General features: G+C 53.8%; 9 protein-coding genes, 3 tRNA genes and 3 rRNA genes. 6 read left to right on the top strand and 9 right to left on the bottom strand.

What is annotated here, in order from left to right; genetic code table 11:
- The first annotated feature begins 14 nt into the window (after positions 1-14).
- The 6 genes from D1820_RS13365 (at position 15) to D1820_RS13340 (ending at position 6,278) form a co-directional block, all read left to right on the top strand.
- Entirely contained in the window at positions 15-1,193 is a 1,179-nt protein-coding gene (locus tag D1820_RS13365) for a site-specific integrase (protein ID WP_118069392.1), read from the top strand.
- 469 nt (positions 1,194-1,662) lie between these two features.
- On the top strand, positions 1,663-2,139 hold the full coding sequence (locus D1820_RS13360) for a hypothetical protein (RefSeq protein ID WP_162894099.1): 477 nt from the start codon (positions 1,663-1,665) through the stop codon (positions 2,137-2,139).
- Between the two features lie 83 nt (positions 2,140-2,222).
- Positions 2,223-2,471 carry an AlpA family transcriptional regulator gene (locus D1820_RS13355; RefSeq protein ID WP_118070206.1) on the top strand — a complete coding sequence of 83 codons (249 nt, stop codon included), beginning with the start codon at positions 2,223-2,225 and terminating at the stop codon, positions 2,469-2,471.
- 119 nt (positions 2,472-2,590) lie between these two features.
- Entirely contained in the window at positions 2,591-2,809 is a 219-nt protein-coding gene (locus D1820_RS13350) for a hypothetical protein (protein WP_118069390.1), read from the top strand.
- 181 nt (positions 2,810-2,990) lie between these two features.
- Positions 2,991-4,139 carry a hypothetical protein gene (locus D1820_RS13345; protein WP_118069389.1) on the top strand — a complete coding sequence of 383 codons (1,149 nt, stop codon included), beginning with the start codon at positions 2,991-2,993 and terminating at the stop codon, positions 4,137-4,139.
- A 411-nt stretch (positions 4,140-4,550) separates the two neighbouring features.
- Positions 4,551-6,278, top strand: coding sequence for a hypothetical protein (locus D1820_RS13340; protein ID WP_118069388.1), 1,728 nt, complete (start codon positions 4,551-4,553; stop codon positions 6,276-6,278).
- Positions 6,279-6,658: 380 nt separating this feature from the next.
- On the opposite strand, the gene D1820_RS13335 is transcribed toward D1820_RS13340, so the two are convergent.
- From D1820_RS13335 to D1820_RS13290, 9 genes are all read right to left on the bottom strand, one after another.
- On the bottom strand, positions 6,659-7,897 hold the full coding sequence (locus D1820_RS13335) for an AAA family ATPase (RefSeq protein ID WP_118069387.1): 1,239 nt from the start codon (positions 7,895-7,897) through the stop codon (positions 6,659-6,661).
- A gap of 454 nt (positions 7,898-8,351) precedes the next feature.
- Positions 8,352-8,864 (bottom strand): GNAT family N-acetyltransferase, encoded by a 513-nt coding sequence (locus tag D1820_RS13325; RefSeq protein ID WP_162894098.1) that lies wholly within the window; start codon positions 8,862-8,864, stop codon positions 8,352-8,354.
- Between the two features lie 406 nt (positions 8,865-9,270).
- Complete coding sequence (locus D1820_RS19205; RefSeq protein WP_254683312.1) at positions 9,271-9,900, bottom strand: thermonuclease family protein; 630 nt, start codon at positions 9,898-9,900, stop codon at positions 9,271-9,273.
- A 281-nt stretch (positions 9,901-10,181) separates the two neighbouring features.
- Positions 10,182-10,258, bottom strand: a tRNA-Met gene (locus D1820_RS13315).
- 146 nt (positions 10,259-10,404) lie between these two features.
- Positions 10,405-10,519, bottom strand: a 5S ribosomal RNA gene (rrf, locus tag D1820_RS13310).
- A gap of 118 nt (positions 10,520-10,637) precedes the next feature.
- Positions 10,638-13,465, bottom strand: a 23S ribosomal RNA gene (locus tag D1820_RS13305).
- Positions 13,466-13,886: 421 nt separating this feature from the next.
- Positions 13,887-13,963, bottom strand: a tRNA-Ile gene (locus D1820_RS13300).
- A gap of 25 nt (positions 13,964-13,988) precedes the next feature.
- Positions 13,989-14,064 (bottom strand) — tRNA-Ala (locus D1820_RS13295).
- Between the two features lie 150 nt (positions 14,065-14,214).
- Positions 14,215-15,678, bottom strand: a 16S ribosomal RNA gene (locus D1820_RS13290).
- The 16S, 23S and 5S rRNA genes sit together here with 3 tRNA genes alongside, the layout of an rRNA operon.
- Positions 15,679-15,796 lie beyond the last annotated feature (118 nt).

The following is a 15,796-nucleotide window of genomic DNA, read 5'->3' as shown; positions in this document are numbered from 1 at the left end:
AGAGGAGACCGGACATGCCCAAACTGACCAAGCGAACCGTTGAGGCCCTGATGCCGGAGGCGAAGGATTACTTCCTCTGGGACAGCCAGATTGCGGGCTTTGGCGTCCGGGTCATGCCGTCCGGTGCAAAGACTTATCAGGCGCAATATCGCAAGGGCGGCAGAACCCGGCGTGTCTCGGTTGGACGGCACGGCAAGATCACCGTGGATGAAGCCCGTAAGCTGGCCAAGGAGATCATGGGGCAGGTCGCCAAGGGTGAGAACCCAGCCGAGGAACTCTCGCAGCACCGCAAGGCTCCTACCGTCGCTGCGCTCTGTGAGCGCTTCTTTGAGGCCCACGCCAAGGAACGCTGCAAGCCCTCCACCCAGAAGGAATACCGACGCGCCATTGATCTTTTCATTGTTCCGGCCATCGGCAGTTTCAAAGTGGTTGATGTAGAGCGCCGGGATATTGCCGAGTTGCACCACAAATTCCGTGATAAGCCATATCAGGCGAACCGGACGCTGGGGGTTTTGTCAAAGATGTTCAATCTGGCGGAAATCTGGGGCCTCCGCCCGGATGGCTCTAATCCATGCCGACACGTCCCGAAATATCGCGAGGTGAAGCGGGAGCGCTTTCTCAGCCAGCAGGAATTGCAACGGCTGGGGCAGGTTCTGACCGAGGTGGAACGCGAAGGCAGCGAAACGCCGCAGATGGTCGCCGCATTCCGGCTGCTGATCCTGACCGGCTGCCGGTTGGGAGAAATCCAGACCCTGAAATGGGACTACATCACTGCAAACGGCATGGAACTCCCCGACAGCAAGACCGGGGCGCGACGCATCCCCCTGCCCCAACCGGCGCGGGATGTGTTGGCCCGCCTGCCGCGCAGCCCCGGCAATCCTTACGTGATCGAAGGAAAGCTACCCGGACAATACGCCACTGACCTGCAACACCCATGGCGGCGCATTCGTGACCGGGCAGAGCTTGTCGGGGTTCGCATTCACGACCTGCGCCATACATACGCATCCAATGCGGTCTCTGCCGGAATGCCGATCCAGATGGTCGGGCGGTTGCTGGGCCATACCCAGATCCAGACAACCATGCGCTATGCGCATCTGGCGGATGATCCGGTCCGACAGGCCGCAGAAGAAAACGCCGCGCGCTTGGGGTCTCTGGTCGGGGATATTGGACGTCCGAGGTTGCGGGCCGTCTAGCGATACGTAACGATACCTACAGCGCGGAGCCTGCGCCCGATCCATAGGTTACGTCGTGGTGGTACGTTACGTATACGTAGCGGATATTTTTCCACCCTGCCGTGTGCTTCACGCGTTACGTTACATTACGTAGGATGAATGAGGCCGCGCACCAAGACCAATTGCCTATGTATCCTATTGCCGAAACGCTCTGACAGACATTTGAACAAAGACATAAGAGACCATCATGACCACGCCCATTCTGGCACTTTAGCAACGCGGCGTTCGCCTGAACCGAGCGCCCTATTCCTTCGCCCCCAAAGCCGACAAGGAAGAACACCAGCGCCTGCATAAAGTATCTGCCATCGACGCGATGGCAGCATCCGTAGACAACTTGAAAGCAGAGGGGCGATACGGCCCGAGTGCCTTACAAGAAATTCTGGAAGGACCGCAAAAGATCCTGTCCGCGCGGGCCGAATGGGATGATCGAATGCGCACGTTCATCTTGTATCATCTGAAACAGGGCAATCTGTTTGGGTATGGGTTCGAGCCACCCCGCAAAATGGACAGCCAGCCCGTCGAGATCCCAGCATCCTATTGGAACGGTCGTATTCAATGGGACAAGGCCGACCTGTCGTCTCAAGGGCTTGAGCTTATTGAAATCCGTGTTGTCTCGCGACAGCTACGCGACACCGTTCTCAACGTAGGCAATGAGGATCATACCACCCCGCCAGCGGCTGGCCGCCCCACAGTTGGACCCGCTATCAAGGCGGCATTCGCAGCCCTTCAAGAGGCCGGGGAAATCGACGTCCTCGCCTCCCAACAATCCCACTATCCGAAGGTCCGAGCATGGCTGAAACAGAATGCTCCGAACCTCAGCGTGCCAGCTGAGGAAATCTCAGACAAAACTATGCAGAAGCATTTTTCACATTCTTTCAACACCTTAAGGAAGTCCTCCAAACTATAAATTCCTTGCGGTTTTATAGGAGTATTTAGAGGAAATCAGTTGAGCGAAGACTGGAGCATCAAATCCAACAACGGAACAAAATGATGCTCAACCCTGAAACGACCCCCGATGCCAACGCCGCCGCTCAAGACTACTTGAACGGCTTTATTGACGAGAAAACCACCGCAGACTTCTTGTGTCAGAGTGTCCGCACCATCCAGAAATGGCGCGTCACCGGCTATGGCCCCAAGTTCTACAAATCGGGCCGGTCTGTGCGCTACCGCCGTAGCGACCTCTTGGAATGGGCCAACGGTCGTCGCCACGGCAGCACCAGCAGCTACAGCGCCGCATGAGTTTTGCCCGCGTTGGGGTTGGCAGCGCCGCGCGGGATTTTGGGGCCGGATGGCTTCCAGCAGGGCGCGGGCGAAACAGTCTCGCGCCCTTTCTTCATTCAGATACAGGACAAACCACCATGGCAAATCAGCCTGCACAGAAATTCAAAATCGGCCTCATCACGGCCACCGTCTGGCAGAATGACGGATTCTATTCCGTCGACCTGTCGCGCAGCTATAAGACCGATACGGGCGAGTGGCATAATACCGGCAGTTTCCACCATTCCGACCTTCTCAATCTTGCCAAGTGCGCGGAACGCGCCGAAATCTGGATTGGCCGTCAAATATCTGCCAAATGATCCAGCGCCGGGCCATGCCCGGCCCCAAAACACATGCTGCCCCGCCGGAGGCAGAAAGGGGGTCAAAGACCCCCGCCCCTTTTCACAACATCTCGACAGACACGGCGGCAAAATGGGCCGCGCGGGAGGGGGGGTCTTGTAACACCCCCCTCCACGAATACGAAAGCGAAGGCCAGCGCAAATGGAAGCGGATATCCTGCATTCAGGCTTTGATGGGCTTAAATTCACCGTTGAAACTGATATTCCGGCAGAGCTGCGCACCGCGCTTGCAGAAGCCAAAGCACTGGCAATCCAGACCAATGCCGAGACCCTGTTAGAGTTCGGTCCTGTGGCCCTCTCAGTGCGCCGCACAGGCGGGTCTGCCTTTTCTGCCCACACTGGCGAATACGGAGCCGAATGGTACTTCCTCGACCCGGAAAACCGCCCTGCGAACAATCCCGGCATCACTGTGGATTTCCGGGCCTTCCTGCTGGCGACTGGCGGGCTGGACGCCGCAGAGAAACACTTTCGGGATTGCATGGATGCGTTTGGCATCCGCTATGCCGAGCACCTCTTGCGCGTGACCCGCGTGGATTATGCCATCGACTTTCTCGCCCCATGGTTTGAACCCGACCGCGAGGCGCTGGTGGTGCCACCCGGCACCCGCGTGCAGGAACACACCGGCATTGATGAAACCGAAACCCATGCCACAGGCGCACGCGTCACCGGCCTGCGCGCCGGGGCCGTCGCCAACCGGCAATTGGCGATCTACGACAAGCGCCAAGAGGTCATGCAAAAGGGCAAGCTGGGCTGGCTCACCATCTGGAACGACGCTCGCGCCCAATTGAACCGCACTCCCTTGGATCTGTCCGACCGGCTAGCCAGCCAAGTCTGGCGGTTCGAATTACGTATGGGGGCCAAGCAACTCCGCAACCGCTGGGAAATGCGGTCATGGCAAGACCTACGCGATATGGTCGGCGACGCCTACACCGAGTTCTGCGAAAAGATCCGCTACACCACGCCCTCCGGTGACAGCAACCGCGCCCGATGGCCCACGCATGACCTCTGGCACGACGTCACCAGCGTCATCGCCAATGATTTGCATGAGAATTGTTCCGGCGTGCTGCCAAGTGAGGTGATAGAGACCAACCGTTCCGAACACATGCGGATGCTGGACCGGCAAATCCTTGGTCTGCTGGTGTCCCGTGCAGCAGCGTCAGAGGTCCGGCCAGCCGAATTCCAAGGTTTTCTGGATCGCCATATCGAAACACTGAAACTACTATCTGAAGAACACCCCACTCCCCTGCCCGAACGCCTAAGCAAGGCAGCCGCGCGGTATCGCTTCAAGTAATCCTGAACCTGTCTGCGTTCAGCATCAATGGCAGCGAAGCGCAGGAAAGCACCATTTACAAAGTCGGAACGGCCAGCGAACCCCAAGGGATTGACGGCCCACAGCGGACATTCAACCGGTGCAAAACGTATGTCCACTCCCAGCCCGAAGCGGTCGTAGATAAGTGGTGCCGCGCCAAAGATGCTGCTTGTGCGAAATTTCATGGTCAATTTCCCGGCAGCGGACGCTCGGCAGGGCCGAGCTGCTTCACGGGATGCTGCGGGTTGCACCGGGGGCCGCGGAGCGCAGGAAGCGACCTTTGCAAAGTTCAGTATACAGCCCCTGCTTACCTCATGGAAACGCAACCCGAACATCGCTAAGCTGCCCAGAAAATGGGATGACGATTAAGGCTGGGTTGCGCAGGAGGTATTTTTGGACGAGTTAAGAGAATGGTGGTCGCGTCTAAGCGAGTGGTGGACCACGGGCCTTTATTTGGTTCCTAGTGAGGAGTACGTCCCCGTACTAGATACTAGTGGATTCCTTGGGATTATTACATTTTCTGTCGCCGTCTTCACTCTCTCAGGACCTAAGTTTCAATTTCGGCAGGCGACCGCATTACTTCCATTTCGTGGAATTTTCTTTGTCACACTGCTCATCTCAGCAATGGCGACTTTCACCATTGAAGCCTTTGTGATTTATGGAATTAAATTCCCTTCATTTGTCAATCCAAATACGGTGAATTTCTTAATAGCGACGATTATTACCATTCTGGTTCTCTATTGGATGAAAATTTCTTTCATCCGGCCGCCGCGATTTACTCGATATACTGCACCAAAGTTCTTTCAACAAACTTTTATTTACATCACCAACGGAAGCCGAGAAGAGCTGCTCGTCTTAGCCCGCGAACTAATGGGCGAGTTTCCAAGGTTGATCGCCAACAGCCCAGATCGAAAACGTTCGCGCTTCAAGGGCGGCGAACAACCGGAGCTAACAGATGTGGAATGCTATGCGAACGATCTACTGCTTCTGCTGTCAAATACTCGATTTTGCGATGTGGTCGCGGAGGAAATACCAACATTTCCCGCCCATCTGGTTGAGGAAATGGTTCGACAGGAGAGATCTGACGCTCCGGCGCACCTTGTTATTCGCAGAATAGTGATTTCGCTCCTATCAAAGCCAGGCTCGGCGCTGTTTGTCGAGAACGAATGGTTGGGACAGGGCTACACGGGAGAAGTGAAACCGATAACTCGATCAATCTTCCGCAATTGGCACAAAGTGGAGGCATATGAAGGCGGAATAGAGTCTCCGCTGGACTTGGACTACCCCCATGCCCGTGATTGGGACACCGAGACTTGGAGGGTCTACTTCGGCTTGGCCATCGAATACATCCGTGGCCTTACTTCGAGCACGCATCGGAAGCCGAACACGAGCGGGATCAGACATATCCTAGAAACTACGGAGAGAGCATTCGAACAAATTGGAAATCAGAAAAGGTACGAAAACACGTACGACTCACACAATCCATACTGGCACGCGCGCGAAGCTAAAGATTTCTTGAACGAACTCATTGAGGCATTCGACAAGGCCGGGGAACGTGTTTTTTTCAGGAGGAATGACCAATACTCTTTCGGAAACGAGCTTTCATCAAAAATTGCCAAACTTCTCCATAGCGCTGTCTTCTACGCCTCGGACGTTAATACTAAAGAGTTTAGGATGTGGGAGGTGCAGCACAATCTAGTTTGGTCTTCCATTGAGAGGTTGGAAGTTCAAGACACTGAAATCATGAAAATGGTGCGGCGGAAGTTACGCAGGATGATTTGGAGTGAAATTAAGGAGATGGATCGTTTTCCAAATTATAAGGGTGCGCGATACGTCCGATTTTGTCTCAACGTATTGGGTTTCTACGATGAAAAGTTCCATCGGCGGGGTGGGTTGGAAAAGGATTCTTGGGCACTGGCGAAGGTTGTTTCGGATTGGGTGGCCAAAAACTATCAAACCATCGTACTGACACACCCACCCGTAGCAGAGGCAATGCTACCTGCCAACATTGAGTATCATCCAACTCGACAGGTTTTGATCAGAACTAAGGATGACTCACTTACAGGAGCACCTCGAATCAAAGAATTTGCGTTGGAGCCTGGCAGGGCCCCTAAGAGCTAGTTGGATGTCCGCTTTGCTTTTGAGGACAAAACCTAGCGTGCCGCTGCGAACATTCGCTTCCCGTCCGGTATTCAATTTGTGAATGTCCTCTTTGGGCTGGCTGGCGTCCTCTGGGGACCGGGAACATGTGCGCGCACGCTGCAACTCTGCTGGTGCATGGCCGCAAGGCAGCAATGCGCCCAGGATGACAGATGCTGCAAGGTTTTCGGACGACCACTTTCGCGCGATATCTTCAGCGTCATCTCTTGGCGGCAAAACTACTCCTCACATTGTCCAGACCTTCGCTTCTCGCAGGTAGCCAGTTACTTCGTGTTTTTTTGCGGCTGGGTGATTTTCCAAAACCATTCGCAAAGTGCGTACTGCATCAAAGGCATTGCAGACTAGAGCGCGCTGATCCACGACGTACTTCTGGTCGAACTCATTATCTTCCACCTTGTGCGCTGGTTTTTGCCGCTCTTTTCGAACCGCCCGAAAATTGGTGAACATTTTTTCCACCGGATTCGGATCGCTAGGCCGAACTTTGTTCCGATCCACTCTTCCAAGAGTTGGATTGTTCCTTTTGACTGTGTGACACGTTTCCCATCTTCATCAGTTAGGTAACGGTTTAACTCCACATCCCCCTTAAAAAAGTCACGGTTCAAGTCGTCGCTCAATAACTGGTCGAGCAACAGCGCAAAGTCTCGGAACTCCTTCTTTGTCGGTCTGAGCAAAATGCCAAACCCATTCGGGCGCTTAAGTTCAGCAAACTCAGACCGAAACAACGGCGGTTTGCCCATTTGCTTGCAAAACCGGTTTATCTGCATCTTCTCTTGCAGGAAGGCGTCGTAGATCGACATCTTCTCTGGAAAATCACCAATGATCTGGGTGCGAAAAAAATCGGGATGGAGCTTGTACGATCCGTTTAGCTCGTGTTTCTCCATTTCGACTTGAAGGGCTTCTGGGAGATCGTGTAAATACCGAATGAAGGCTGCAATGGCGCGGTGCATGTCGTCATCATACGCAAAGCCAAATTCAAAGAACTCGAGACCGTCCCGGACAACCGTTCGATCCGCAATTTGCGTGCCGTCTTTTTGCAGTATCCGCCCGTGAATATCATCAAAGTCAAAACTGAAGCGCGGATCGTTACGGTACCATTCTAGCGCTCGTAAATCGAAGGCGCGATAACTCAATTGCGGGGCACCCTCCTTTAACGCTCTAGTATACGGGGCGACCTCACCGGCCCCTGCATCATGTTCGGCAAGTAATTGCGGTGTGGGATACAGGCATCCAACGAGCCCGCCTTTATCGATTTTTCCAAGCTGAACTTCGATCGGTTCTACCGGGAGTGCCTTGATGTGAGGATTGGAGTGCCCGTCACCGCGAACAAGATCCAACTGTCCATCGGCGATCAGTTCCCTTGTCAGCGCTACGTCTCCGGAGCGCGTTAACTTCATCACGCCCATTCCGTTGAAGTCGCTAGATTGTAGGTAGGTGTTTAGAGTTAGTTCAAGGATTTCAGATTTACGGTTTGCGCTCATGCCTAATCCAACGAAACAAAAAATGGTGTCGATCTTTGCCGCGTCGTGACCATGTTGAATGCTCACGGTGAACAATACACACTGCCAAACGACGATACTCACCCCTTCTTTTGCCCTATACCGTTCATTGGCGCAATCGCAGCGAAAGCGTGCTTTGTCAACATCACGTCAGTTCGATGATGGTTGGTGGCTGCACTTGCGGCGAAGGTCTGCTCTCTCCATCGCTCGTGCAGCATGTGACCGTTGTCCAGGTGGCATATGCTGAGACTTTGCGAAGTCCGCTTTCTGCGCATCTCTAACCTTCGAGCGGGGTACAGCATCGTCCTGGCCAGCTGAGCTAGCCTGAAGGTCCGCTCTCGGGAATGTCTGGCGGGGATCCTTCGCGTCTGCAGCGAGGGCGTCGCAGGCCTCGTGCGAATGTCCGCATTGGGCTGCCTGGCGTCGTCTGGTAGAAGCGTCCTGGTGAAGTTTCGCTGCAACCCTGCCGCCGCATTGCCGCAAGTCGGCAGTGAGCCCGTTGTACCGGATGCTGCAACTCGCGCGAACGGCAGCTCGGTCAAGCCGTCAAACGAAATCGATACAACACCGAACTTGGCAGCCAAGAAGGCGGGACCGCTTCGGCATCCACTTCACCACCTAAGCGTTCTGCTAGACGTCGCGAGGCAGAATTATTGCAATCTACATGTGCAATTAGGTTGGAGAGCCCAAGCGTCTGTATTGCATAGCTCTTGAATGCAATTCCGGCCTCAGTGGCAAAACCTTTGCCCTCGTCCATTTCATTCCAAATTGTCCAAGTGATCTCGGGGGGCTCAGACGAACTGAGCTGCAAGGGACCGAAATGCCCCAGAGGTCGTTCAGTTCCATGCTCCAGAAATACGAAACGCCCGAAACCGCGCAGCTCCCAGTGTCCAATCATCGAAGCCAACTTTTCAAAGGCCTGAACCTCGTTGAAAGGGCCTCCAACGTACTGGGATCGTTCGCTAAGGCAGTACCGCGTGTACCAAGGCAAGTCAGATCGACAGGGAAGCCGGAACAAAAGTCTTTTAGTCTCCAGTTGAGGGATTTTCATATCGGTAATCATCCATTTCCGGGCTGTAATGATGGTCCGACATGACAAGGGAATGACAACCGTGTGGAAAATGCTGTTCCTCCAATCGAGATGGAAGCTGACTTTGGCGCAGACGCAGCGAAGGTCAGCAAAGTCCGCACCCCTTCCATTCGATGATGGTTGGCGGCTGCACGCGTGGCGAAGGCCAGCTTTTCCTCGTGCGGCTGCGGCATTGATCGCTCGTCATGCCACCAGATCCGCCGACTTTGCAAAGCCCGCTATCTGCGCATCGCTGACGTTCGTCCAAGACGCAGCGAACGGCCGCTCTGCGCCCGACCTGTTGGGGACTTCCTGTCCCGCGATGCTAAACGAATGTCTCCTTCGGGCTTAGTACGACCAAGGTACGTGTTCCTGATGACGAATTTGGTTATTTTTCATCACCCTGCTCCTTGGCCTTCTTTCGGGCGTCGAATTTCTCCCAAACATGCATGCGGCCTTTCTGGCGTGCATCGGCAAGCCAGAGCTTCTTGCGTATACCAGCCACCTCAAGATGCTTGTATTTACCTCCTGAGTACTTCGGCCAATCGATAGCCAACCCTTGCTTTACGAGTTCCTCCGACAAGTCACGGCCATCGGGAAGGAAACACTTTGCCACCGTCCGCCCATGTTCATCTTCGTCGGTGATTTCTGCGCGTATGCAATGTCCTTTACACAAGCGCACCATCGCCCATTTAGCTTTCTTACCGTAAGGGTGGTGGAGTTCGGGAGCGTCTATCCCGTACAGGCGAACCTGCGTGTTTTGGATTCTAATCGTGTCGCCATCCGTAACGTAAGCTGTGCCTGTGAGTATACGCGGGAGACCGACCGCGTGTGCAGTCGTCGCATCGAAGGTTTCGGCCCTTGATATCTCATCAACCTGCGATGGTCGTGGGCGCGCAGAAGAAGAGATACTGCGACCTCTCCTATTGGCTGAGGAATTTTCAACCGGATCCGGGAACCGATTGGATTGAGGGCGATAGTTTAGCCTAAATAGCGCTCTTAAAATAAATCTAAACATCTGAAGATGATTACGGAGCGCAACTGTGTATGCAAATAAATTTGCAGCGGACCACACGCAATATTCCGTGTGTCGGAAACAACTGACCTGTTCTCGAGATCGAACTAGAACTGAGCTCGTTTGTGCGTGGCGAGCGCCTTTCCTGGCGTTACGGTAGTGTTGCCCTTGCACCACACCACTTTTCGACCCCGTTTGCTTCCATAGTGCTTCCACGGGCAATAGTACAAACAGAAATAGCCTCGCGGATGCGAGGCTAAGACCCTGATATTACGTTCAATTTTTGGTTGCGGGAGTAGGATTTGAACCTACGACCTTCAGGTTATGAGCCTGACGAGCTACCGGGCTGCTCCATCCCGCGACAGTATAGTTTTGCCTCATTGCGTTTTGTTGCCTGAGGCTGCCGCTGCTTGATCACGCGTGTTGTGACTGAGCGTTTTTGTCTTCAGATGTTTGTGTCTGAAGGTATATTTTATTGGTATCGTTTGTGTTTATGGATTTTTCTAGGTTTGGCGGTGACCTACTCTCCCACGCCTTAAGACGCAGTACCATCGGCGCAACAGTGCTTAACTTCCGGGTTCGGGATGGGACCGGGTGTTTCACTTGCGCTATGACCACCAAACCGAGGAAAATCCATATTCGCGACGTTTCGGTTTTGAGACGTCGCGGAGATACAATCGACATGAAGTCCAAGTTTTGTGTTTTGCTTTTGGTTCTTGTGTCACTGACTGTTACTGGAACAGATCAAGCCTATCGGGCGATTAGTACCGGTCAACTGAATGCATTGCTGCACTTACATCTCCGGCCTATTGACGAGGTGGTCTACCTCGGCCCTCAGGGATACCTTGTTTTGAGGGGGGCTTCCCGCTTAGATGCCTTCAGCGGTTATCCTGTCCGATCATAGCTACCCTGCACTGCTGCTGGCGCAACAACAGGTCCACCAGTGGATCGTTCACCCCGGTCCTCTCGTACTAGGGGCAACTCCTCTCAAGTATCCTACACCCACGGCAGATAGGGACCGAACTGTCTCACGACGTTCTAAACCCAGCTCACGTACCTCTTTAAACGGCGAACAGCCGTACCCTTGGGACCTGCTCCAGCCCCAGGATGAGATGAGCCGACATCGAGGTGCCAAACACTGCCGTCGATATGGACTCTTGGGCAGTATCAGCCTGTTATCCCCGGCGTACCTTTTATCCGTTGAGCGATGGCCCTCCCACTTGGGACCACCGGATCACTATGGCCGACTTTCGTCTCTGCTCGACTTGTCAGTCTCGCAGTCAGGCTGGCTTCTGCCATTGCACTCAACGAGCGATTTCCGACCGCTCTGAGCCAACCTTCGCGCGCCTCCGTTACGCTTTAGGAGGCGACCGCCCCAGTCAAACTACCCGCCACGCAGGGTCCCGGATCCGGATAACGGACCGCGGTTAGACATCAAGAGTGCGAAGGGTGGTATCTCAAGGGAGGCTCCACCGGAACTAGCGTTCCGGTTTCGATGCCTACCACCTATCCTGCACATCACAATCCTGATGCCAGTGCGAAGCTGTAGTAAAGGTGCACGGGGTCTTTCCGTCTAACCGCGGGAAGCCTGCATCTTGACAGGCAATTCAATTTCGCTGAGTCGATGTTGGAGACAGCGGGGAAGTCGTTACGCCATTCGTGCAGGTCGGAACTTACCCGACAAGGAATTTCGCTACCTTAGGACCGTTATAGTTACGGCCGCCGTTTACCTGGGCTTCAATTCGGAGCTCTCACCCCTCCTTTTAACCTTCAGGCACCGGGCAGGCGTCAGACCCTATACGTCGTCTTGCGACTTCGCAGAGCCCTGTGTTTTTAATAAACAGTCGCCACCCCCTGGTTTGTGCCCCCAGCTCCAAGTTGCCTTGGAACCGGGCCTCCTTCTCGCGAACTTACGGAGGTATTTTGCCGAGTTCCTTCAACATCGTTCTCTCAAGCGCCTTGGTATTCTCTACCAGTCCACCTGTGTCGGTTTAGGGTACGGTCTCATGGAGGGCTATTTCCAGGGACTGATCAGCAGCCCATTCAATCCGATAAGGATGAACTACCTTCACAATCCGTCACATCCTCCTGGCCTAGGAATATTAACCTAGTTCCCATCGGCTACGCCTTTCGGCCTCGCCTTAGGGGCCGGCTTACCCTGCTCAGATTAGCTTTAAGCAGGAACCCTTGGACTTTCGGCGAGAGTGTCTCTCACACTCTTTGTCGCTACTCATGTCATCATTCTCGCTAGTGATCTCTCCACGGGATCGCTCACGCGCCCGCTTCATCGAAAGCTTCGTGTCTCCGATGTGTCCGAGGACACTAAGGAGACATGAAGCTATGTCACACTACGCTCTGCTACCATGCACTATGTGCATCCTAAGCTTCGGCTCATGGCTTGAGCCCCGTTACATCTTCGCCGCAGGACGTCTTAATTAGACCAGTGAGCTGTTACGCTATCTTTAAAGGATGGCTGCTTCTAAGCCAACCTCCTGGTTGTTTTGGACATCCCACCTGCTTTCCCACTTAGCCATGAATTAGGGGCCTTAGCTGTAGGTCAGGGTTGTTTCCCTCTCCACTACGGACGTTAGCATCCGCAGTGTGTCTGCCATCTAGTACTCCCGGGTATTCGGAGTTTGGTTAGGATCAGTAAGCCTGTGGGGCCCCATTACCCATCCAGTGCTCTACCCCCCGGGGTATTCGGATGACGCTCTACCTAAATAGATTTCGCAGAGAACCAGCTATCTCCGAGTTTGATTGGCCTTTCACCCCTAGGCACAGCTCATCCCGATCTTTTTCAACAGATGTGGGTTCGGTCCTCCAGTGCATGTTACTGCACCTTCAACCTGGCCATGCCTAGATCACTCGGTTTCGGGTCTGATCCCACGAACTCATGCGCCCTATTAAGACTCGCTTTCGCTGCGCCTACACCTAACGGCTTAAGCTTGCTCGTGAGACCAAGTCGATGACCCATTATACAAAAGGTACGCTGTCAGCCCTCAAGGGGCCTCCAACTGATTGTAGGCGTTCGGTTTCAGGTACTGTTTCACTCCCCTCGTCGGGGTGCTTTTCACCTTTCCCTCACGGTACTGGTTCGCTATCGGTCAGTAAGGAGTACTTAGCCTTCGAAGGTGGTCCTCCGATCTTCAGACAGGATTTCACGTGTCCCGCCCTACTTAATACGTCCTATCATGCTTCATATACGGGGCTATCACCCACTCTGGCTGTGCTTCCCAACACATTCTATTCACACTCAAGGCTCGGCTGGTCCCCGTTCGCTCGCCGCTACTAGGGGAGTATCATATTGATGTCCTTTCCTCCGGGTACTTAGATGTTTCAGTTCCCCGGGTTTGCTCTTAAAACCCTATGTATTCAGGTCTTAAGTACCTGATTAAGCTCATTATTGATAGCAAAGCTAACAATAACAAACTGTCAGGTGGGTTCCCCCATTCGGAAATTCATGGATCAAAGCCTATTCTCAGCTCCCCATGACTTATCGCAGAGTATCACGTCCTTCATCGCCTCTTACTGCCAAGGCATCCACCAAACGCCCTTCTCGCGCTTGATCTGGTCCAGAAAAAGACAGTGAACTGTCACGCCACAGAAGCTGGTAAGAAACTGTGGCCTTATTCTGAACCAAAAGCATACTTTCCCGCTCACTTCATAAGAAGTGAACATTGGTTCATAAACCTTGCGGAATATGAACCGGGTTAGTGTACTTGACTTGGACAACACTGTGGTTTCAATCCGGCAGACCCTCGCGCGCCCGAGGAAAAGGGCGGATGCAAAGGCTCGCATCAGACCACCGAAGCGGTCCTCAGCACCAAACTGAGGTCGATCCCTTACGCGGGTGACCAACAGTGTTGTTGATTGTATCTCTCTAAACGATGTCAATGTGATCAACCTTCCCGAAGGAACATCGATCCGGTCCGATTGGACGATCAAACACTCAAAGCAAGTGCTTGATGATCAAATCATAGTCTGAAGAATGGTGGGTCGAGGAGGACTTGAACCTCCGACCTCACGCTTATCAGGCGTGCGCTCTAACCACCTGAGCTACCGACCCATTCTATGTGGGCCGTTCGCATGAGTGGTGGAGCCTAGGAGGATCGAACTCCTGACCTCCTGAATGCAAATCAGGCGCTCTCCCAGCTGAGCTAAGGCCCCTTGCTAGATCCTGCCCCAGGGCAAGATCATGACAGTTCTGAAGAGATATGAGGACGGCCTGGTCCGGATGTGATCAGTTTTGATTACTGATCTTATGCTAAGTGTATCACGAGACAGAGCAAGCTCTGATCTAGCTAGATACATCCTTAGAAAGGAGGTGATCCAGCCGCAGGTTCCCCTACGGCTACCTTGTTACGACTTCACCCCAGTCGCTGAGCTCACCGTGGTCCGCTGCCCCCTCGAAAGGTTGGCGCACGGCCTTCGGGTAAACCCAACTCCCATGGTGTGACGGGCGGTGTGTACAAGGCCCGGGAACGTATTCACCGCGTCATGCTGTTACGCGATTACTAGCGATTCCGACTTCATGGGGTCGAGTTGCAGACCCCAATCCGAACTGAGACAGTTTTTTGGGATTAACCCATTGTCACTGCCATTGTAGCACGTGTGTAGCCCAACCCGTAAGGGCCATGAGGACTTGACGTCATCCACACCTTCCTCCCGCTTATCACGGGCAGTTTCCCTAGAGTGCCCAGCCGAACTGCTGGCAACTAAGGATGTGGGTTGCGCTCGTTGCCGGACTTAACCGAACATCTCACGACACGAGCTGACGACAGCCATGCAGCACCTGTCACTAGGTCACCGAAGTGAAAGCCAAATCTCTCTGGCGGTCCTAGGATGTCAAGGGTTGGTAAGGTTCTGCGCGTTGCTTCGAATTAAACCACATGCTCCACCGCTTGTGCGGGCCCCCGTCAATTCCTTTGAGTTTTAATCTTGCGACCGTACTCCCCAGGCGGAATGCTTAATCCGTTAGGTGTGTCACCAACAAGCATGCTTGCTGACGACTGGCATTCATCGTTTACGGTGTGGACTACCAGGGTATCTAATCCTGTTTGCTCCCCACACTTTCGCACCTCAGCGTCAGTATCGAGCCAGTGAGCCGCCTTCGCCACTGGTGTTCCTCCGAATATCTACGAATTTCACCTCTACACTCGGAATTCCACTCACCTCTCTCGAACTCAAGACCAGGAGTTTTGGAGGCAGTTCCGGGGTTGAGCCCCGGGATTTCACCCCCAACTTTCTGATCCGCCTACGTGCGCTTTACGCCCAGTAATTCCGAACAACGCTAACCCCCTCCGTATTACCGCGGCTGCTGGCACGGAGTTAGCCGGGGTTTCTTTACCAGATACTGTCATTATCATCTCTGGCGAAAGAGCTTTACGACCCTAAGGCCTTCATCACTCACGCGGCATGGCTGGATCAGGCTTGCGCCCATTGTCCAAGATTCCCCACTGCTGCCTCCCGTAGGAGTCTGGGCCGTGTCTCAGTCCCAGTGTTGCTGATCATCCTCTAAAACCAGCTATAGATCGTAGACTTGGTAGGCCGTTACCCCACCAACTATCTAATCTAACGCGGGCCGATCCTTCTCCGATAAATCTTTCCCCCGAAGGGCGTATAAGGTATTACTCACCGTTTCCAGTGGCTATTCCTTAGAGAAGGGCACGTTCCCACGCGTTACTAACCCGTCCGCCGCTCACTCCGAAGAGTGCGCTCGACTTGCATGTGTTAGGCCTGCCGCCAGCGTTCGTTCTGAGCCAGGATCAAACTCTCAAGTTGAAAAGCACTTACATGCTTATCCTTGACGTTCGAACCTCTGCACATCTTTGAATGTCCTACCGCTAACGCTACTTGAGGACGGGCCTCAAACAGCACGGCTTCGAACCCGGCTAGGAAC

This window comes from Phaeobacter sp. LSS9 (assembly GCF_003443595.1).
GTDB classification, from domain to species: Bacteria; Pseudomonadota; Alphaproteobacteria; order Rhodobacterales; family Rhodobacteraceae; genus Phaeobacter; species Phaeobacter piscinae.
Note: the sequence above shows the minus strand (reverse complement) of the source record. Positions and strands in the feature narration are given on the sequence as shown.